This window comes from Streptomyces sp. NPDC048349, assembly GCF_040651925.1.
In the GTDB taxonomy this organism is placed as follows: Bacteria; Actinomycetota; Actinomycetes; order Streptomycetales; family Streptomycetaceae; genus Streptomyces.
The window spans coordinates 26,597-47,031 of sequence record NZ_JBEZLA010000045.1; the positions used below are offsets into that span (position 1 = coordinate 26,597).

Here is a 20,435-nt window from a genome sequence, read left to right on the forward strand (position 1 = left end):
CTACTTCCAACCCTTGAGGATCTTGCGGAACTCGACGCCGGCCGCCTTGGCCGCGTCCTCCGGGCTCGAGGCCCCCGTGATCGCCTTGGTGTATTCGACCTTCAGCGGCTCGAAGAGGGAGCCGTTCTCCGGGATCCAGGCGCGCTCGACGGCCTTGTCCACGGCCGGCTTGAAGAACTGCACCATCTCGCTGCTCTTCACGTCCGGCTGCTCGTAGGCGGCGGTGCGGGTGGGGAGCAGGCTCAGCTCCTTGGCCGACTGCACCTGGACCTCCTGCGAGGTCATGTACTCGACGAAGGCGTGGGCCGCGTCGCGGTTCTTGGAACCGGCGTAGACGCCGAGGTCGTGGCCGCCCTGCGGGGCACCCGCCTTGACCGAGCCGGCCGGGACGGCGGCGACGCCGAGGTTGGACTTGTCCTTGAACTGCTCGCCGGCGTAGGTGTCGGCGACGGCCCACGGGCCGTTGATCATCATGGCGGCCTCGCCGGACTTGAAGGCCGTCTGCATGTTGGTCCAGCCGTCGGTGGCGTTGGTGACCGCCGCGCCCGAGGTGACCAGGTCGCGGGCGGTCTTGAACGCCTTGACGCCCGCCGCGTTGTCGACGGTGACCGTCTTGTTCTTCGCGTCGACCAGGTCGCCGCCCTCGCCGTAGATCAGCGGGAGGAACCAGTAGGAGTCGTCGCCGCGCAGGTAGAGGCCGGCCTTGCCGGTCTTGGCCTTGATGGCCGCGGCGGCCGTCTTCAGCTCCTCGAGCGTCTTGGGGGGCTGGACCCCGGCGTCGGCGAGCATCTTCTTGTTGTAGAAGAGGCCGAGGGTGTCGATGACCTGCGGCACCGCGTAGGTCTTGCCCTCGTACTTGCCGCTGGCCGCGGCCTGCGGGAGGAACTCCGCGTCGATCTTCTTCGCCGTCTCGGCCGGGACCTCGTCGAGGTAGCCCAGCGAGGCGAAGTCGGCGACCCAGCCGACGTCGGCGCGGATCACGTCGGGGGCGTCGGAACCGCTGCTGAAGGCGTTCTTGACCTTGTTCTGCGCGTCGCCGTACGGGACGTTGACGTACTTGACGGTCACCTTCGGGTGCTTCGCGGTGAACGCCTCGGCGATCTTCTGGAAGCTGGCCTTCTCGGCGTCGTTGGACGTGTCCCACCAGGTGACGGTGCCGGACAGCTCGCCACCGGCCTTCGTCTCGCCGCTGTCGTCCTTGGTGTCACCACCGCAAGCCGTCGCCGCGAGCGCCAGGGCCGCGACCAGCGCGGTGGCCGCTATGCCACGCCGCATATGAACTCCTTCGATGATCCCGGACGCGCCCTCGCGGTCCCGAGTTGCGAGGAACGTAACAAGGCTGAAAGAAGACCGAAAGGGCTTGCGGCAAATTTCTGCAAGAGGGGCTGATCGTTACATCGGTGTGTCCGTACGGTTGCCGCAGCTTGCTGGTGGTTCGAGTCAGCTTCCCCTGTCCTGGCCCGCAACCAGGGGGCGTGCACGAGCGTTGACCCCGATATGACCCAAGAGGTGACGGCCGTCGAGCTTGCAAGCGCTTCCAGCAAGGCCACCACGAGCGGGGGCTGGTGGCGTGATGCCGTCATCTACCAGGTGTACGTGCGCTCCTTCGCCGACAGTGACGGAGACGGCGTCGGGGACCTGCGCGGGGTGCGCGAGCGGCTCCCCCACCTGGCCCGCCTGGGGGTCGACGCCGTGTGGCTCACCCCCTTCTACGTCTCCCCGCAGGCCGACGGCGGCTACGACGTGGCCGACTACCGGGCCGTCGACCCGCTCTTCGGAGACCTCTCCGACGCCGACGACCTGGTGCGGGCCGCCCACGCGCTGGGCCTGCGGATCATCGTGGACGTGGTGCCGAACCACACCTCCGACCAGCACGCGTGGTTCCGGGCCGCCCGGGCCGGGGACCCGCGGGCCCGGGCCCGCTACCACTTCCGCCCCGGCCGCGGACCGGGCGGGGCCGAGCCGCCGAACGACTGGGAGTCCGTCTTCGGCGGCCCCGCCTGGACCCGGGTCGAGGACGGCGCCTGGTACCTGCACCTCTTCGCCCCCGAGCAGCCCGACCTCGACTGGGAGCATCCCGAGGTCGCCGCCGAGTTCGCCTCCGTCCTGCGCTTCTGGCTGGACCTGGGCGTGGACGGCTTCCGCGTGGACGTCGCCCACGGGATGGTCAAGGCCGACGGCCTGCCCGACATCGGCCACGGCGCCCAGGCCACCCTCATCGGCACGCAGCCGCTCCCCTTCTTCGACCAGGACGGGGTCCACGAGATCCACCGCTCCTGGCGCCGGCTCCTCGACTCCTACGAGGGCCACCGCATCGGGGTCGCCGAGGCCTGGGTGCCGACCTCCGAACGCCTCGCCCTGTACGTCCGCCCCGACGAACTGCACCAGGCCTTCAACTTCCGCTTCCTCAACTGCCCCTGGGACGCCCTCGCCCTGCGGACCGTCATCGACGAGTCCCTGGCCGCCACCGCCTCGGTGGGGGCGCCCACCACCTGGGTGCTGTCCAACCACGACGTCGTACGCCACCGGACCCGCTACGGCAGCCTGGACCGCGCCCGGGCCGCCGCCCTGCTGATGCTGGCCCTGCCCGGGTCGGCGTACGTCTACCAGGGCGAGGAGCTGGGCCTGCCGGAGGTGGCCGACCTCCCGGCCCAGGTCCGCAAGGACCCGGCCTTCCTGCGCACCGCGGGACAGGACGGGCTGCGCGACGGCTGCCGGGTGCCGCTGCCCTGGTCCGGCGCGGAGCCCCCGTACGGCTTCGGGCCGGCGGGCGCCTGGCTGCCGCAGCCCGCCGGCTGGGGCGCGCTGAGCGTCGCCGCCCAGACCGGCGACCCGCACTCCACCCTCGAGCTCTACCGCGCCGCCCTGGAACTGCGCCGGGCCCTGCCCGGCCTCGGCTCCCCGGACGCCGGAGCCCTGACCTGGCTGCCCGCGCCCGAGGGCGTGCTGCTCTTCACCCGGCCCGGCTTCGCCTGCACCCTCAACAGCCGGCCGTCCGCCGTCGAACTCCCCGCGCCGGGACGTCCCGTCCTGTCCAGCGCGCCCGTGGAGACGGACGGCCGCACCGTGCTGATGCCGGCGGACTCGTGCACGTGGTGGGCAATCTGAACGTGCGACCGGTACAGTCCAATCCCGTGACCGCACGGCTAGCCGACATCGCAGCCCAGGCGGGGGTCAGCGAAGCCACAGTCAGCCGCGTGCTCAACGGCAAGCCCGGCGTGGCCGCGGGCACCCGTGAATCCGTCCTGGCCGCGCTCGACGTGCTCGGCTACGAACGGCCCGTCCGGCTGCGCCAGCGCAGCGCGGGCCTCGTCGGGCTGATAACCCCCGAACTGGACAACCCCATCTTCCCGGCGCTCGCCCAGGTGATCGGCCAGGCGCTGACCCGGCAGGGCTACACGCCCGTGCTGGCCACGCAGACGCCCGGCGGGTCCACCGAGGACGAACTGACCGAGATGCTCGTCGACCGCGGGGTCTCCGGCATCATCTTCGTCTCGGGCCTGCACGCCGACACGACCGCCGACACGGGCCGCTACGACCAACTGCGCGGCCAGGGCGTCCCGTTCGTCCTCATCAACGGGTTCTCCGACAAGGTGCAGGCCCCCTTCGTCTCCCCCGACGACCGCGCGGCGATGCAGCTCGCGGTCACGCACCTGACGGCGCTCGGGCACACCCGTATCGGGCTCGCCGTCGGACCCAAGCGCTTCGTGCCGGTGCTCCGCAAGATCGAGGGCTTCCGGATCGGGATGAAGGAACGGCTCGGCCTCGACGAGGCAGAGACCGAGGAGCTCATCCAGCACTCCCTGTACTCGCTCGAGGGCGGCCAGGCGGCCGCGGCCGCGCTGATCGCACGGGGCTGCACGGCGGTGGTGTGCGCGAGCGACATGATGGCGCTCGGCGCGATCCGGGCCGCCCGCCAGCAGGGGCTGCGGGTGCCGCAGGACGTGTCGGTGGTCGGCTTCGACGACTCCCCCCTCATAGCGTTCACCGATCCGCCGCTCACCACCATCCGGCAGCCGGTCCAGGCCATGGGGCAGGCGGCCGTGCGGACCCTGCTGGAGGAGATCGGCGGTACGCCCGCCCCGCACAGCGAGTTCGTCTTCCTGCCCGAACTGGTGGTCCGGGGCTCCACGGCCTCCGGCCCGGGGCAGGCTCGGGGCCGGAGTCGTCCGTAGGTCGGAGCGCAGGCGCCGAAGACCGTCCCGAGGGATGATCGGAGGCGAGATCGTATCTGGCAGACTCTCTCCCCATGGGTGAAGCGAGCGTGAAGACACTGGAAACCCGGACGGACGTCTCGTCACCCCCCGTGACCGAGAGTGAGGTCCGGACGGGGTCCGAGCGCACCCTGCTGACCCGGTTGCGCAGCCCGCGCCGTCCGCGGATCTGGTTCGAGATCCTGCTCATCGCGGTCAGCTACTGGACCTACTCGCTGATCCGCAACGCGGTGCCCGAACAGAAGGCGGCCGCCCTCGCGAACGCCGACTGGATCTGGAGCACGGAGCGGACGCTGGGCATCGCCGTGGAACAGACGGTCAACCACGCGGTGAACTCCGTGACGTGGCTGATCGTGGGCATGAACTACTACTACGCCACACTCCACTTCATCGTGACCATCGGCGTGCTGGTGTGGATCTACCGTTTCCATCCCGGGCGTTACGCCGCCACCCGCCTCGTCCTCTTCGCCACCACGGGCGTCGCCCTGGTCGGCTACTACCTCTACCCGCTCGCGCCGCCCCGGCTGATGAACGGGCAGGACTTCGTCGACACGGTGCTGGTCCACCACACCTGGGGCTCCATGGCCTCCGGGAACCTCAAGCACATGTCGAACCAGTACGCCGCCATGCCGTCCATGCACATAGGGTGGTCGCTCTGGTGCGGGCTGACGATCTTCGCGGTCGCCACCGCCCCCTGGGCCCGGATCCTGGGCCTGCTCTACCCGGCGGCGACCCTCGTCGTGATCGTGGCCACCGCCAACCACTTCTGGCTCGACGCCGTGGGCGGCATGCTCTGCCTGGCCTTCGGCTACACCACCTCGCGGGCCTGGTTCGGCTCGCTCCCGCACCGGCTGCCGCGCCACCCCCAGCACCTGGGTCCGCACCCGGCGGCCGCGCTGCTGAACCGTTTCCGGCGGTAGCCTCCGGCCTGGTTCCTCCCCGGGGACCCGCTGTCTTCCCGGATCCCGCGGGATCCCGTCCAGATCCCGTTCAGATCCCGTCCGCCCGGTGGGTGATGCGCCCGCCGGACATCGTGAGGAGGACCGGGGTCTCGGCCAGCTCGTCCACCCCGGCCGTGACCGGGTCGAGCGCCAACGCCGTCAGATCCGCCCGCAGGCCGGCCGCGATCCGGCCCCCCAGCTGCTCCTCCCCGGCCGCGAGGGCCGCGTGCGAGGTCATGCCCTCCAGTGCCATCAGCCCGGTCAGGGCGGGACCCGCCGCTGCCGCGCCGTGCGGGCTGCGGGCGGTGACCAGTACCCGGCGGGCGTCGTAGTGCGCGATGGGCCAGTCGGAGCCGAGCGCGAGGACGGCTCCCGCGTCCCGCAGCTCCCGGCAGCGCCAGGCGCGCCCGGCGCGGTCCTCCCCCAGCCGCCTGGACCACTCGTCGGTGTGGTCGGCGCGGGTGTAGGCCGTGTGCGGCGGCTGCATCGAGGCGATCACCCCGAGTTCCGCGAACCGCTTCAGCTGGTCGTCGGGCAGGGTCTCGATGTGCTCGATCCGGTGCCGCATGCGGGCCTGTCCGCCGAGCGCGGCGACCGTGTCGAGGACGTGGCAGACCGCCGCGTCGCCGATGGCGTGGGTCGCGGTGCGCACCCCGGCCGCGTCGAGGACCCGTACCGCGTGGGCGTAGGCCCGGGGGTCGGGCCAGAAGGCGTCGGTGCCCTGGCCGTGGCAGTCGGCGTGCTCCAGCCAGGCGGTACCGCCTTCGACGGTGCCGTCCATGAAGAACTTCACGCCGCCGACCTGCCAGTGGCGGCCGGCCAGGCGCTGGAGCTCGACCAGCCCGGCGAGCTCCTCCTCGTCCGCACCGGGCATGCACCACGGGGCCAGGCGCAGCCGCAGGGGCAGGTGGCCCTCGTACTCGACGGTCGCGAGGAGGGCCGGTACGTCCCCGTCGCCGAGATCCATGACGTGGGCGCCGGTCAGCCCGGTGGCGGCCATGGCGTCGAGGAGGGCGAGGAGGCGGGCGCGGCGCTCGGCCGGGGCCGGCTTGGGGACCAGGGCCATCGCGGCGTGCTCGAGGAGGTGGCCCGTGGGGCGGCCGGCCGCGTCGCAGACGACGGCGGAGCGCTGGGCGAAGACGCGGGGTCCGGTGATGCCCGCGGCGGCCAGGGCCGCGCCGCTGGCCAGGGCCGAGTGGCCGTCGTAGAGGCGCAGGAAGGCCGGGGCGCCGTCCAGGGCGTCCTCGATCAGGGCCCGGTCGACGGGCTGTCCGCCGAAGGCGTTGTGGTCGAGGCCGTGGCCGACGACCCATCCCCGGGTGCGCTCGGCGCTGCGCAGGGCGGCCCGCAGCTGGTCCGGGTCCCGTACGGCGGACAGGTCGGTGCCGGTGGCCATCTCGATGCCCCAGACGGGGTGACTGTGGGCGTCGGTGAGGCCGGGGGTGAGGGTGGCGCCCCCGAGGTCGACCACCTCGGTACCGGGGCCGCGCCAGTCCCGTACGTCGCCCTCGCCGCCCACGGCGACGATCAGCCCGCCGCGCACGGCGACGGCCCGGGCCTCGGGCCGGCCCGGGTCCAGGGTGCGGACGCGGGCTCCGGTGAGGACGGTGTCGGCAGCGGGCACGGATCGGCTCCTTCGGGACGGGCGGGCTCAGCGGTCGTGGCGGGTTCAGCGGCGCGGCGGGCTCAGCGGCGCGGCGGGGGCGGGGGCCCCGGGCCACTGTGCCGTGTCTGCGGGGTACGGCCGCGTGAACCCGCACCCCATCCTGCCGGTTCGCCGGGGCCGTGACGTCGGTCCTCCCTGCCGGTCGTACGGGCGACGGGATCGCGGAATTGTTCCGGCGCCGGGCAACCGAATCCGATCGGTTGGTGGTCAAGGAGGCGAAGGGGGTGCCGATGCAGGCCGAGCAAGAAGCTCAGTTCCAGGCGTTCGTGGCCGCACGCTGGAGCCATCTGGTGCGGACCGCGTATCTGCTGACCGGCGATCCGCACGACGCGGAGGACGTGACGCAGAGTGCGCTCGCCAAGGCGTACCGGTCGTGGCGGCGCGTGTCGCGCATGGACAGTCCGGAGGCGTACGTGCGCCGGATGCTGGTCACCTGCAACAGCGACCGGTTCCGCAAGCGACGCGTCGCCGAACGGCTGACGGACCGCGTGCCGGACACCTCGGTGCGCGACAACGCCGTGGCCTGGGCCGACGAGCGCAACGTGCTGATGGCGGCGTTGGCCCAACTGCCCGCCCGGCAGCGCGCGGTCGTGGTGATGCGGTACTGGGAGGACCTCTCCGAAGCCGAGACCGCCGACGTCCTGGGGTGCTCCCCCGGCACGGTCAAGAGCCAGGCGTCCAAGGCCCTGGCGAAACTGCGCGCCTGGCCCGGGCTGGGCCGGATCACGACGACGAACGAGACGCAACAGGGGGCGTTCCGGTGAACGGGCGAAGCGACGGCGAGCGGGACGGACGCGGAGGTCAGGACGGGCTGGGCAGTCGGGACGGGCTGGGCGGTTACGACGGGCCGGGCGGTCGGGATGGGCTGGGCGGTCGGGGCGGGCTGGGCGGTTACGACGGCCAGGGCAGTCCCGACGGCCAGCGCGGTCACGACGGGCTGGGCGGTCACGGGGCGTTCGAGCTCAGCCTGCGGGAATGGATGGCCCGGGACGCCGCCTCCGTGCGGCCCGCCGCCGTGCCGTATCCGGCGATCGTCCGGCAGGGGCGTGCGGAGCGGCGGCGGCGGCTCGCCGTGGCGGGGGCGGCCCTGGTCGCGCTGACCGTCGTACCGGCCACGGCCCTCGCCTTCACCGGCAGCGGCAGCGGCGGGGGCGGCGACGGGCGGGCGGACCAGGTGTCCGTGTCGGGCGGCGGTCCGACGGCGAGCTCGGCGCCGCAGTCGCCCGAACCGCCCGCCGGACCGGCCGCTCCCGCCACCCCCGGACAGCTCGCCGACGGCATCACCCTGAAGGACGCGGCCGCCGGGCTCGAGCAGTGCCTGGAATTCGACCGGCAGCGCCCCGGCGGCGGCGGTACCGCCACCGGGACCGGGGCGCAGCGGGCGTCCCTGGGCAGGGCCGCCGACTACCGGATCCTGCTCGCGCACCGCAGCACCGGCAACGACAACAGCCCGGGCGACGGCCGCTACATCGTCGCCGTCAAGGAGACCCCGCAGCCCACCCGGATCATCTGCCACGTCAAGGACGGCGAGGCGAGCGGCCTGAACACCTCCGTCGGCGCACACGAGGACCCCACGCGGGGCGCCCTCGTACCCGACATCAACGCGGGCAAGCTCTACCTGCAGCGGCTGCGCTCCGAGGGCCCCTGGAAGCTGCCCTACCGCTGGGGCAGCATCGGTACCGTGGACGACCCCCGCGTCGCCCGGGTCACCGTCAGCTACGGCGGCGCCACCGCCGAAGCCGCCCTCGACCACGGCTGGTTCGCCGCCACCGGCATCCTGGAACGGGCCGTCACCCAGGCCCCGCGGATCAGGGGCTACGACGCCCAGGGCACCCAGGTCTACGACTCCGACCAGGACAAGTACTACGACAAGCCCATCCCGTAGGCCCTGGGCCCCGCGAACAAGGACCTCGCCGCCGCACAGGGGTCGGCGGCGAGGTCCTGTCCTGCGTGGCTACGCCCCGTAGAACAGCTCGTCCACGACCGCGCGGGCCCGGCGCGTGATGCGGCGGTAGTCGTCCAGCATCTCGCCGACCGTGCCCTCCGCGTAGCCGAGGTAGCGGCCCACTGCCCCCAGTTCGCGGGCTTCGGAGGGGAAGGTGTCCCCGGCGCGGCCGCGGACCAGCATCACCGCGTTGCGGACCCGGGTGGCCAGGACCCAGGCCTCGTCCAGGACCTGCGCCTCCTCGGTCGGGATCAGCCCGGCCGCGTGCGCGGCGGCCAGGGCTTCGCGGGTGCGGGTCGTGCGCAGGCCCGGCTCGGCCCAGGCGTGCTGCATCTGGATCAGCTGGACGGTCCACTCGACGTCGCTGAGGCCGCCGCGGCCGAGTTTCGTGTGCAGGGTCGGGTCGGCGCCGCGCGGCATCCGCTCCGATTCCATCCTGGCCTTGAGCCGGCGGATCTCCCGTACGGCGTCCTCGCCGAGGCCCTCCATCGGGTAGCGCAGCGGGTCGATCAGGTCGATGAAGCGCCGGCCCAGGTCGGTGTCGCCCGCGACCGGTTCGGCGCGCAGCAGGGCCTGGCTCTCCCAGGTCAGGGCCCAGCGCCGGTAGTACGCGGCGTAGGAGGCCAGGGTGCGCACGAGCGGGCCGGAGCGGCCTTCGGGGCGCAGGTCGGCGTCGATGAGCAGCGGCGGGTCGGCGGTGGGCAGTTGGAGCAGGCGGCGCATTTCGGCGACGACGGCCTGCGCGGCCTTCGCGGCCTCCTGTTCGTCGACGCCCTCGCGGGGTTCGTGGACGAACAGGACGTCGGCGTCGGAGCCGTAGCCGAGCTCGTGGCCGCCGAAGCGGCCGACGCCGATGACGGCGAAGCGGGTGGGCAGGGTGTCGCCCCACTGGGAGCCGACGGCGGCGCGCAGGGCGCCGGCGACGGTGGCGGCGGTCAGGTCGGAGACGGCTCCGCCGACCCGGTCGACGAGGGCCCCGTGGTCCTCTTCGGCCGGGCTGTCCTCCGTACCGTACGAGCGGATGATGTCGGCCGCGGTGGTGCGGAAGAGCTCGCGGCGGCGGACCCCGCGGGCGGCGGCGACGGCGGCTTCGGGGTTCTCGGCGCGGCCGACGGCGGCGAGGACCTCCTGTTCCAGCGCCTCGTGGGTGCGGGGCTGGAGGCCTTCGGGGTCACCGAGCAGGGCGACGGCCTCGGGGGCGCGCATCAGCAGGTCGGGGGCGAGGCGGCCGGCGGACAGGACGCGGGCGAGGTTCTCGGCGGCGGCCCCCTCGTCGCGCAGCAGCCGCAGGTACCAGGGGGTCTTGCCGAGGGCGTCGGAGACCTTGCGGAAGCCCAGCAGTCCGGCGTCCGGGTCGGCGGAGTCGGCGAACCAGCCGAGCATGACCGGCAGCAGGGTGCGCTGGATGGCGGCCTTGCGGGTGACGCCGGAGGCGAGGGCCTCCAGGTGGCGCAGGGCCGCGGCCGGGTCGGCGTAGCCGAGGGCTTCGAGGCGCTGGCCGGCGGCGCGCGGGGAGAGCCGGGTCTCGCCGGGGGCGAGCTGGGCGACGGCGTCGAGGAGCGGCCGGTAGAAGAGCTTCTCGTGCAGGCGGCGCACGACGGAGGCGTGGCGGCGCCAGGCCTTGGTGAGTTCGGCGACGGGTTCGGTGCGCAGGCCCATGGAGCGGCCCAGGCGCCGCAGGTCGTGCTCGTCCTCGGGGACGAGGTGGGTGCGGCGCAGCCGGTAGAGCTGGATGCGGTGCTCCATGGTGCGCAGGAAGCGGTACGCGTCGTGCAGCTGGGCGGCGTCGGCGCGGCCGACGTAGCCGCCGGCGGCGAGGGAGTGCAGGGCGTCGAGGGTGGTGCCGGAGTGCAGGGTGTGGTCGCTGCGGCCGTGGACGAGCTGGAGCAGCTGGACGGCGAACTCGACGTCGCGCAGGCCGCCGGGGCCGAGCTTGAGTTCGCGGTCGACGTGGGCGGCCGGGATGTTGTCGACGACGCGGCGGCGCATCTTCTGGACGTCGGCGACGAAGTTCTCGCGCTCGGCGGCCTGCCAGACCAGCGGGCTTATGGCCTGGATGTACTGCGCGCCGAGGTCGGGGTCCCCGGCGACGGCGCGCGCCTTGAGGAGGGCCTGGAACTCCCAGGTCTTGGCCCAGCGCTGGTAGTAGGCGAGGTGGGAGGACAGGGTCCGCACGAGCGGACCGTTCCTGCCCTCGGGGCGGAGGTTGGCGTCGACGGGCCAGATGGTGCCTTCGACGGTGGTCTCCGAGCAGATCCGCATGAGGTGGGAGGCCAGCCGGGTGGCGGCCTGGATGCCCTTGCCCTCGTCGGTTCCCGGGGAGGCCTCGCCGACGAAGATGACGTCGACGTCGGAGACGTAGTTGAGCTCGTTGCCGCCGCACTTGCCCATCGCGATGACGGCGAGGCGGCACTGCGCGGCGTCCTCGGGGGCGGCTGCGCTGGCGATGCGCAGGGCCGCGCGGAGGGTGGCGGTGGCGAGGTCGGCGAGCTCGGCGGCGGTCTGGGCGACGTCTATGGTGCCGCAGACGTCGCGGGCGGCGATCGAGAGCAGGCAGCGGCGGTAGGCGACGCGCAGGGCCACCGGGTCGTGGGCGTCGGCGAGGCCGCGCTCGAACTCCGGGAGCCCGGGGTGCAGGTCGGCGGCCTCGTAGGTGACGAGGGCGTGCCAGTCGCGGGGGTGGCGGGCGAGGTGGTCGCCGAGGGCCTCGGAGGCGCCGAGCACGCCGAGGAGGCGGTCGCGCAGCGGCTTGGCGCTGACCAGGGTGTCGAGGAGCCGGGACAGCTCCTCGGGCGGCTGCGCCTCGGCGAGCCGGACGAGTCCGAGGAGGGCGAGGTCGGGGTCGGCGGTGGCTCCGAGGGCGTCGAGGAGCACCGGATCGGCGCGTACGGAGGCCAGCGCGTCGGTGTCGAGCAGCCGGGCCGCGGCCGAGGGGTCGGTGAACCCGCTGCGGAGCAGCCGGATGAAGGTGCTGCTCCTGCGTCCCGGGACTGTCATCCCGCCGCCTCCCGCGGTTGTCGCTGCCGCTGCCCTGGCGTGCCTCCGGGTGAGCCTAGCGCTGTGACCGGGAAGTTCAGCGGGCCACGGCACCGGGCGGAGCAGGTGTTCGACCCATCGGCACGTACCATGAAGGGGATTATCGGATTATCCGAAGACTTATGGCGTGATGGGGCTCACTCCCCGCCTACCGGCCGCGAGGAGCCCCATGTCCGACGGACGCCCCTACTCCGGCTCCGCCTGGCCGGAACCGGAGCCGATACCCGGACCGTTCCCGCCCGCGGGAGCCTGGCACCCCGGCCACCCGACCCAGGCCCAGCCGACGGCACCCTGGCACCCCGGCCACCCGGCCGACGCCCGGCCGACCCCGCCCGCCACAGCCTGGCAGCCCGGCCCCCCGGCCGAGACCCCGCCCGCGGTGGCCTGGCACCCCGGCCACCACCCGGCCGACGCCCGGCCGACCCCGCCCGCCGCAGCCTGGCACGCCGACCACCTGACCGAGGCCCCGCCGACGGCGGGTCGGCAGCCCGCCCGCCCCGCCGAAGCCACGGTGCCGGCGCCCCGGTCCGGCGGCCGCAAGGCCGACCGCGAGGCCCGCGAGGCCGACCGCACCGGCGGCCGCGGCAAGCGCGCGAAGACCTCCGCCCCGCCGGACACCAAGCGCGGCCGCCGCCGGGCCGGATCGCCCCCGGCCGGGACACCCGCCCGCGGGACGGCCGCCGCCGGCTCGCCCACCGCGCCGGAAGCGTACGGCAGCCGCGGCCGCAGCCGGGCCGCGCACCCCGCCACCCCCCACCCGCCCACGACCGCACCGGCGGACGGCAGACGCCGACGGACCGGGACCCCGGCCACCCCCGACTCGCCCACCTCGCCGGAGGCGTACGGCAGACGCGCACGCCGCCAGGCCGCGGGCCCCGTCGCCGTCGGGTCGTCCACCGGGCGGGAGGCGAAGGGCCACCGGTGGGCCGGGTTCGTCAAGGTCGTCGCCTTCTGCGCGGCCACCGCCGCCGGCAGCATGCTCCTGCTCCGGGGCAACGAGGCCCTCGACCGCCTGGCCGCCCCCGTGACGCCCGACAGCAAGGCCACCGCCCCCGCGGCCCCCGCGGCCGCGCCCGACCCGGGCCGGGTGCTCCAGATCATCGCGCACCCCGACGACGACCTCTACTTCATGAACCCGGACCTGCGGTATTCCATATCCGCCGGCCTCCCCGTGACCTCGGTCTACCTGACGTCCGGTGAAGCCGACGGCATCAACGCCGGCTCCGCCAAGCAGGCCACCACCGCGCCCAACAAGCCCGCCTACGCCGAGGCCCGCCAGAACGGCATCCGCGCCGCCTACGCCAAGATGGCCACCGGCGACCGCGGCAGCGCCTGGAAGCGCACCGTCGTCCCGACCAAGGGCGGCGGCCACGCCGAGGTCGACATCCTCGTCGCCAAGCCCCAGGTCAACCTGGTCTGGCTGCAGATGCGCGAGGCCGGCTACGTCTACGCCGACGTCCCCGAGAGCCTGCACGGCCTGTGGGACGGCAGGGTGCCCCGCCTGGAGTCGATGCTGGCCTCCGGGACCCCGGTCAAGCAGAGGTTCACGTACACGAAGGACCAGGTCGTCCAGACCCTCGTCGGCATCCTGGAGCAGTACAAGCCGACCACCGTCCGCTCCCAGGACCCGACCCCCGGCCGGTACCCCGACACCAAGCGGTACACCGACCACCAGGACCACTTCTACGGCGCCCGCTTCGTGCAGCTGGCCACCGCCGCATACGCGAAGGACGTCAAGGACCGCCCCCACTTCGCGCTGCAGAACTACCTCGGCTACTTCAACGGCTCCCTGCCCAGCGCCCTGGACCCGGACGAGGCCAAGGAGAAGCTGGACATCCTGGACACCTACGCCTGGCTCGACCAGCAGAACCACTGCGGCAGCGACGCCGGCTGCGGCGACCTCAAGGTCGCCGACCACCCGGGCGGCAACCGCTGGTCGGACTCCATCAACTACGCCCGCGGCACCAGCACCTCCTGGCTGACCTCCGACAGGGAGCACGGGCTGTGGGCCTTCAAGGTGCTCGACGGCCAGGTCGCCCTCTGGCACCGGCCGGGCCTGATCGGCCGCTGGAGCGGCCCGACGCTGCTGCCCGGCACCGGCATGGACCCGGGTGTGTCCACCGTCACCCTCGGAGACGGCCGGATAGCCGCCTTCGGCACCCGCACCTCCTTCGGCACGAAGCCCGCGGACTACACGCGCGAGATCGTCTACGCGGTCCAGAAGGCCCCCGGCTCCGAGGAGTTCGGCACGTGGCAGTCACTGGGCACCCCCGAGACCGCCGACGAGAACTGGACCTCCGACATCAGCGCCCCGGCCGTCTCGGTCGACGGCACCGGGCAGCTGGCGGTGTACGTCCGCGACGGCGCGTACACCCTGCGCGGCAGGGTGCAGCAGGCGGACGGCGGCTGGAGCCCCTGGGAGAAGTACGGCGGCTCCGACCTGCACGGCACCCCGGCGACCGCGACCGACGGCGCCGGCCGCCGCATGGTGTTCTCGGCGACCTCGAAGACGGTGGTCGGCTGGGTGCAGCCGAAGCCGGGCGCCGCACTGGGCCCGGTCACCGAAACCGGCCTGCCGGAGACCACGCTCCCGCTCACCGCGGAGGGCCGCGAGGGCGGGGTGCGGCTGTGGTTCCGCAAGCCGGGCTCCGGCAACGTCCGTACCGCCCTCATGACGGGTGACGGCGGGCTGAAGGTGAACAATCTCACGGACCTCGGCGGCCTGAAGGGCTTCGGCTCGGTGACGGCGAGCGGGCACGTGCTGGCGGGCCGGGCGGCCGGCGGACAGCTGGGCTCGGAGGTCGGCCGGGGCCGGCCGTGGGGGCGCTCGCCGCTGATGTTCGTCGGCGCACCGTCCTCGACGATGACCGGAAAGAACCTGGTCAGCCTGGCCGTGGTGGGGCTCGACGCGCGGCTGTACGTGACCTCGTCGGCGGACGCCCCGGACGCGTACCTGGCGCCGTGGCAGCCGGTGGGCCCGCGCAACGCGGGGCCCTAGCGCGCTGCGCCCGCCCGCGACCAAGCGGACATAAGCCCCAGATCTCATAAAGCACTACATTCACCCCGCAACGCCCCACACCGGTACGTCGGTTGATCCAGCGTGCGGACGAACGGCGTCCACATCTCGGGCACATATCCGGATCAAAATCTCCACAGGGCACAATCACGTCCGGTCATTTCCGCGCAGCCGGAGTCATCGCCGAAATCGGTGAACCAAGTTCCCCGTAATGGCCTCTCTCTGACTGCTCAGCGGTTTTCCCGCCCGGACGATCGAACCCTAGGCGTGCCCGATGCCCATGACCCGCCGCCGCTTCGCGGCCCTGCTCGGTGTCCTCACCGCCGGCACCACCGGCGTGCTCGCCGTCGCCTCCGGCCAGCAGACGTCGGCCGAGGCCACCCAGGAGAAGAGCGCCGCCGCCCTCCTGCCCGCGAGCGTCACGGCCGGATCGGTCGTCCAGGTCGTCGCGCACCCCGACGACGACCTGTTCTTCATGAACCCCGACCTCAGCCGCTCACTGCTGTCCGGGGTCCCCGTCACCACCGCCTACCTCACCTCCGGCGAGGCCGACGGCCGCAACGAGGCGCGCGGCGCGAGCATCCGGGACCCCGAGCAGCCCGCCGACCGCACCCACTACGCGGAGGCCCGGCAGAACGGCATCCGCTCCGCCTACGCGCAGATGGCCACCGGGGACCGGACCAGCGCGTGGAAGCGCACCGTCATACCCACCGCGGGCGGCGGCCAGGCCGAGCTCGACGTCCTCATGGCGAAGCCGCAGGTGAACCTGGTGTGGTTCCAGCTGCGCGAGGCCCGCAGCACCGGCGCGGACAACCCGGACAGCCTGCGCGGCCTGTGGAACGGGCGGATACCCGCCCTGGGCGCCCAGCTGACCTCCGGCACCCCGGTCAAGCAGCAGTTCGCGTACACGAAGGACCAGCTGATACAGGCGATAGCCGGGGTCCTGGCGCGGTACAAGCCCACGACGATACGGATGCAGGACCCGACGCCGGGCCGGTACGGGGAGACCGGCCGGTACACCGACCACCAGGACCACATGTACGGGGCGCGGTTCGTGCAGGCCGCCACCGCCGCCTACGCCGCCCAGCACACGGACCGCCCGCACTTCACGGTCCAGAGCTACCTCGGCTACCACAACAGCACCCTCCCGCACGCGCTGGACCCGCAGACGGCCGAGACGAAGACCGGCTACCTGCGGACCTACGCCTGGCAGGACCGCAAGGACTACTGCGGCTCCCCCTCCGGCTGCGGGGACCGCAAGGTCGCGGGCAACCCGACGGGCCGCAACTGGGCCCAGTCGCTGCGCTACACCCGCGCCGACCACACCTCCTGGCTGGTCGAGGGCACACCCGGCCGGCTCTGGGCGTTCGCCACGCTGGACGGGCAGACCGCGTACTGGACGCGGACCCCCGCCGGCGACTGGGCGGGCCCGTCCCTCCTGCCGGGCACGGGCATCGACCCGGGGGCGACCACCGCCCGCTTCCCGGACGGGCGGATCGCGGTCCTCGCCACCCGCACCGTGTTCGGCGCGCGACCCGAGGACTACCGGCGCGAGGTCGTGTACGCCGTCCAGTCCGCGCCCGACGCGCTGTTCGGCCCGTGGCAGTCGCTCGGCACGCCCGAGCGGGCCGACGAGGACGGCACCTCGTCGATCAGCGCTCCCGCCGCGGCCGTGGACGCGGACGGCCGCCTCACCGTCTTCCTGCGCGACGCGCGACGCACCCTGCGCGCCACCGTCCAGCAGCCGGACGGCGGCTTCTCCCCCTGGCGGCGCCTGGGCGGGGAGGACCTGCAGAGCGATCCGGTGACGGCGGTCGACTCCGCCGGGCGCCGCCACGTGTACGCCACCACCACGAAGTCCGTCCTGGCCTGGACCCAGGCCGCCCCGGGCGCCCCCCTGGCCGGGCCGCAGCCCACGGGCCTGCCCGCCACGACGGTCCCGCTCTCGGCGGCCCCGGACGGCGCGGGCGTCCGGCTGTACTTCCGCCGGCCGGACTCCGGGGTCGTCCGCTCCGCCCTGGTGACGGCGGTCCCGGGCAGACCCCAGGTCTCCAGCGTCTCCGAGGCGGGCGGCCGGGCCGGTTACGGCGCGGTCGGCGTCGCGGGCCGCCACATCTCGGGCCGCGCGGACAGCGGCACCGTCGGCACGACCGGCCTGGGCGGCCCGCCCGCCTGGACGGAGTCCGGGATGCTCTACGCGGGCGCCCCGGCGGCCGTGGCCGAAGCGGCGGGCTCGACGATGGCGGTCGTGGGCCTGGACGCGCAGCTGCACACCACCACGACGGCCCCGGCCCCCGGCCGGCCCACGTGGCGCCGCGCGGTGCGCTGATCCGCCCCGGTCCGAGAGTCCCGGGGGCGGCCGGGACGCTAGCCGGCGACGGGGTACATCGACCCCCGCCGGCCCTCCGGCGAGGTCAGCCACTCCAGCTTCTGTGCCGTCTCGGTGCCGGGCAGCGGGGTGTGGAGCACGATCGCCAGGTCGGGGCGGGCCGGGACGCGCAGCTGGGTGGACTCCACGTACAGCCTGCCGACGACCGGATGGTCCATCTGCTTCTGGAGCTGGCCGCCGGGCTCGACGTCCCGCCGCTCCCACAGCTCGGCGAACTCCGGGCTGAGCTCGCGCGCCTCCTCGACCACGGCCCGGAAGCCCTCGTCGTGCGGGCGGTCCGAGCAGGCCGCCCGGAACTGGGCCACCACCTGGCAGGCGACGTCCTCCCACTGGGGGGAGCGGGCGCGGTAGATGGGGTCGGTGAAGAAGGCGATCAGGCAGTTCTGCACGATCTCCGGGCGCATGCCGAAGACCAGCGCGGCCGCGTCGTTGTACATCACCGTGTTCCAGTACGGGTCCAGGATGTGCGCGGGGAACGGCATCCAGGCGTCGATCAGCCGCCTCAGGCCCTGGCACATGTTCCGGTCGGCGGGGGCGACCTCGGGGGCGGGCGGGTTGAGCCCGGCGAGGACGTACAGGTGCCTCAGTTCGGCGCTGCTGAGCTTCAGCACCCGGGCCACGGAGTCCAGTACCTGCGAGGACACCGTGATGTCCCGGCCCTGTTCCAGCCACTGGTACCAGGAGGCCCCGACTCCGGCGAGCACCGCGACCTCTTCGCGGCGCAGGCCCGGGGTGCGGCGGCGGGCCCCGCCGTCGGGCAGACCGGCCTCGGCCGGCGTGACCCGGGCCCGCCGGCTCATCAGGAACTCGCGCAGTTCGGCCCGGCGGTGCTCGTCGGACGGTGTGGCCACGAAGTCCCCCTGTTCGGCTGCCCGGTGACGCCTGGTGGTGTCGCCACCAGGATAAGTTCCCACTCTGCACGGGCATTCCCGGGCCGCGAGGGTGGTGGCCATGGCGATCAACACACGCACGACACCCCCCGGGCCGCACACGGCGGCTCGCCCGACCCCCGCGGCTCCGGCGGCTTCCGCACGGCCCGCGCCGTCCCCGGCCGCCGGCCCCGCCCGCCTGTCCGGCCGGGCCCGACTGGTCCTCTTCGTCCTGTGCGCCGCCCAGTTCATGGTGGCGCTCGACTTCTCCGTACTCAACGTGGCCCTGCCGGTGCTCGGCGCGGACCTGGGGCTGAGCCGGTCCGCGCTCCAGTGGGCGGTCACCGCGTTCGCGCTGCCCTCCGGCGGCTTCCTGCTCCTCTTCGGCCGGATCGCCGACCTCTTCGGGCGCAAGAAGCTGTTCCTGGCCGGCCTCGCGGTCTTCGGCGCGGCCTCGCTGCTCGCCACCCTCGCCTGGGATCCGGCGTCCTTCCTCACGGGGCGGGCCCTGCAGGGCCTGGGCGCGGCGGTCATCGTGCCGACCGGGATGTCCCTGCTGACCACGACCTTCCCGGAGGGCCCGTTGCGCGACAAGGCGCTCGGCATCTCCGGAACCCTGCTCTCCCTGGGCTTCACCGTCGGCATGCTGCTCGGCGGTGTCATGACCGACACCCTGGGCTGGCGTTCCACGATGGGCCTGCTCACGGTCGCCGCAGCGGTCGTGCTGCTCCTCGCGCCGGGGCTGCTGCCGGAGTCGCGGACGCCCGAGCGGCCGCGGCTGGACGTGCCGGGCGCCGTGACGGTGACCGGCGGTCTGCTCGCGGTGATCTACGCCCTGTCGACGGCGGCCGAGCGCGGCTTCGGCGGCGTGGACGTGTGGGGCACGCTCGTCGTCGGACTCGCCCTGCTCGTCGCGTTCGTGGTGGTGGAGTCGAAGTCCCCCGCTCCGCTGGTCTCCCTGCCGATGCTGGGGCGGCGTACGGTCGCCTGGGGCAATGCGGGCGGCCTGGTGACGTTCTCGATGATGTCGACGGTCGTCTTCGTGCTGACGCTCTACCTCCAGGAGACGCTGGGGCTGTCGTCCTTCCGTACGGGGCTGGTGTTCGGCATCCAGGGCGCGGCCTCCGTGCTGGCCGGTTCGTACGCCCCGAGGGTCATCGGCCGCTTCGGCGCCCGCCGCACGCTGGTCGCCTCGCTGGCCGGCCAGGGCGTGCTCACCGCCGCGCTGCTCGGGGCGGGCCCGGACGCGGGCGCCGTGCTGGCGACCGTCGCCGTATCGCTGGCCAGCATGTGCCACCTCGGCGCGATCATCTCGTACGGGCTGGTGGTGACGAGCGGCGTGCCCGACGCGCAGCAGGGGCTGGCGACCGGCCTGGTCACCACCACCCAGCAGGTCGGCCTCACCATCGGCATCCCGCTGCTCGGCGTGCTGGCCACCACCCAGGCCGCGCTCTTCGACGGGGTGCGCACGGTCCTCGCCGTGGACGCGGTGATCGTGCTCGCGACGGCCGTGCTGGTGGCGGCGGGCCTGCGCCGCGGCGCAGGCCGCTCGGGCGCCGATCGGCGCGGCCGCGTCACGGCCCCGTGACAGCCGCCGCACGCCGCTGCGGGCCGCCGGTCACCGACCGGGGGCCCGCAGGGCGATTCAGCGGACGGGGGCCGGTCAGTACTCCAGGTCGATCGTGAAGCGCCTCGTGCCCGTGCCGATCGTGTCGGCGTGGATCGAGCCACGGGCCCGGTCGAACTCCCCGGTTCCGCCGGTGATCGCGTTGTCGAACGAAGGGGGAGGTCCCGGGACGAGATGGCCGAAGACCATGCCCTGCACGGTGATCTGGCCGCCCGGGAGGGTGTAGGTCACGACGCAGGCCTCCGCTCCGCCGTTTTCGACCCGGGTGGTGGTGCAGGTGCCGCCGGTCTCGCCGACCTCCGCGCCGTTCTTGTCGAAGAGGACCGAGCGGAAGACGGTCCGATCGCCCTGGGCGGGGACGCCGCCCGGGTTGACCGGGAACCGCGACTGCTGCGCGAGCCGGCCTGTGAGGGTGATGACCCGGCTCTTGCCCTTGTCGTGGGCGGAACCGCTGTCCGTCGCGGCGGCGGTCGCGACGGGGACGCAGGCGAGCAGGGTGGCCAGCGCAGTGGCCGAGCCGAGACAGGCTGCTCTGATGGGGCGCATCGTGGGGCTCCCGAGGTTGGTGCTCACGGATGGTCAGATGACAAAACCGTCATGCGATGTCATTCATAACCTCGGCTCCGCGGCCGCCCCGGGCGTCCCGGCACGACCCACCGGCAGATCCGACCGATCGGACCAACCCGGACCGGGAGCAGACCTGCGGCCCCCGCACAGCCCCCGCACGGCCCG

The 20,435-nt window shown here is 73.7% G+C and carries 13 protein-coding genes; 8 read left to right on the plus strand and 5 right to left on the minus strand.

The annotated features are described in order from the left end of the window. Positions 1-1,275 carry an extracellular solute-binding protein gene (locus tag AB0D44_RS23475; RefSeq protein ID WP_362594313.1) on the minus strand — a complete coding sequence of 425 codons (1,275 nt, stop codon included), beginning with the start codon at positions 1,273-1,275 and terminating at the stop codon, positions 1-3. 222 nt (positions 1,276-1,497) lie between these two features. Here AB0D44_RS23475 and AB0D44_RS23480 point away from each other — a divergent pair, with 222 nt between their 5' ends. The 3 genes from AB0D44_RS23480 to AB0D44_RS23490 all read left to right on the plus strand — a co-directional run bounded on the left by AB0D44_RS23480 (position 1,498) and on the right by AB0D44_RS23490 (position 5,134). After that, entirely contained in the window at positions 1,498-3,108 is a 1,611-nt protein-coding gene (locus tag AB0D44_RS23480) for a glycoside hydrolase family 13 protein (RefSeq protein WP_362594315.1), read from the plus strand. 26 nt (positions 3,109-3,134) lie between these two features. After that, on the plus strand, positions 3,135-4,175 hold the full coding sequence (locus AB0D44_RS23485; RefSeq protein WP_362594317.1) for a LacI family DNA-binding transcriptional regulator: 1,041 nt from the start codon (positions 3,135-3,137) through the stop codon (positions 4,173-4,175). 74 nt (positions 4,176-4,249) lie between these two features. Continuing rightward, positions 4,250-5,134 carry a phosphatase PAP2 family protein gene (locus AB0D44_RS23490; RefSeq protein ID WP_362594319.1) on the plus strand — a complete coding sequence of 295 codons (885 nt, stop codon included), beginning with the start codon at positions 4,250-4,252 and terminating at the stop codon, positions 5,132-5,134. 70 nt (positions 5,135-5,204) lie between these two features. Here AB0D44_RS23490 and AB0D44_RS23495 read toward each other — a convergent pair whose 3' ends face one another. Beyond that, positions 5,205-6,779: an amidohydrolase gene (locus AB0D44_RS23495; protein WP_362594321.1), complete on the minus strand. Its 1,575-nt coding sequence runs from the start codon at positions 6,777-6,779 to the stop codon at positions 5,205-5,207. Positions 6,780-7,051: 272 nt separating this feature from the next. Between AB0D44_RS23495 and AB0D44_RS23500 the strand changes: the two genes are divergently transcribed. Beyond that, complete coding sequence (locus tag AB0D44_RS23500) at positions 7,052-7,585, plus strand: SigE family RNA polymerase sigma factor (RefSeq protein ID WP_362594323.1); 534 nt, start codon at positions 7,052-7,054, stop codon at positions 7,583-7,585. Beyond that, positions 7,582-8,706: a hypothetical protein gene (locus AB0D44_RS23505; RefSeq protein ID WP_362594325.1), complete on the plus strand. Its 1,125-nt coding sequence runs from the start codon at positions 7,582-7,584 to the stop codon at positions 8,704-8,706. The genes AB0D44_RS23500 and AB0D44_RS23505 overlap by 4 nt, the downstream gene beginning before the upstream one ends. A gap of 69 nt (positions 8,707-8,775) precedes the next feature. Here the strand turns inward: AB0D44_RS23505 and AB0D44_RS23510 are convergent, their stop codons facing one another. After that, entirely contained in the window at positions 8,776-11,763 is a 2,988-nt protein-coding gene (locus AB0D44_RS23510) for a bifunctional [glutamine synthetase] adenylyltransferase/[glutamine synthetase]-adenylyl-L-tyrosine phosphorylase (protein WP_362594327.1), read from the minus strand. Positions 11,764-11,971: 208 nt separating this feature from the next. On the opposite strand from AB0D44_RS23510, the gene AB0D44_RS23515 reads away from it, so the two are divergent. Both AB0D44_RS23515 and AB0D44_RS23520 read left to right on the plus strand, forming a co-directional pair. After that, a complete protein-coding gene (locus tag AB0D44_RS23515; RefSeq protein ID WP_362594329.1) occupies positions 11,972-14,800 on the plus strand; it encodes a PIG-L family deacetylase in 2,829 nt (942 codons plus the stop codon). A 292-nt stretch (positions 14,801-15,092) separates the two neighbouring features. Beyond that, on the plus strand, positions 15,093-17,147 hold the full coding sequence (locus tag AB0D44_RS23520) for a PIG-L family deacetylase (RefSeq protein ID WP_362594330.1): 2,055 nt from the start codon (positions 15,093-15,095) through the stop codon (positions 17,145-17,147). A 38-nt stretch (positions 17,148-17,185) separates the two neighbouring features. Here AB0D44_RS23520 and AB0D44_RS23525 read toward each other — a convergent pair whose 3' ends face one another. Further along, positions 17,186-18,007 carry a helix-turn-helix transcriptional regulator gene (locus AB0D44_RS23525; RefSeq protein ID WP_362594366.1) on the minus strand — a complete coding sequence of 274 codons (822 nt, stop codon included), beginning with the start codon at positions 18,005-18,007 and terminating at the stop codon, positions 17,186-17,188. Between the two features lie 151 nt (positions 18,008-18,158). Here AB0D44_RS23525 and AB0D44_RS23530 point away from each other — a divergent pair, with 151 nt between their 5' ends. Further along, positions 18,159-19,664 carry an MFS transporter gene (locus AB0D44_RS23530; protein WP_362594332.1) on the plus strand — a complete coding sequence of 502 codons (1,506 nt, stop codon included), beginning with the start codon at positions 18,159-18,161 and terminating at the stop codon, positions 19,662-19,664. 75 nt (positions 19,665-19,739) lie between these two features. Here the strand turns inward: AB0D44_RS23530 and AB0D44_RS23535 are convergent, their stop codons facing one another. Next, the gene (locus AB0D44_RS23535; RefSeq protein WP_362594334.1) at positions 19,740-20,249 is read right to left on the minus strand and encodes a hypothetical protein; all 510 of its coding nucleotides are present in this window, start codon (positions 20,247-20,249) and stop codon (positions 19,740-19,742) included. Positions 20,250-20,435: the final 186 nt, after the last annotated feature.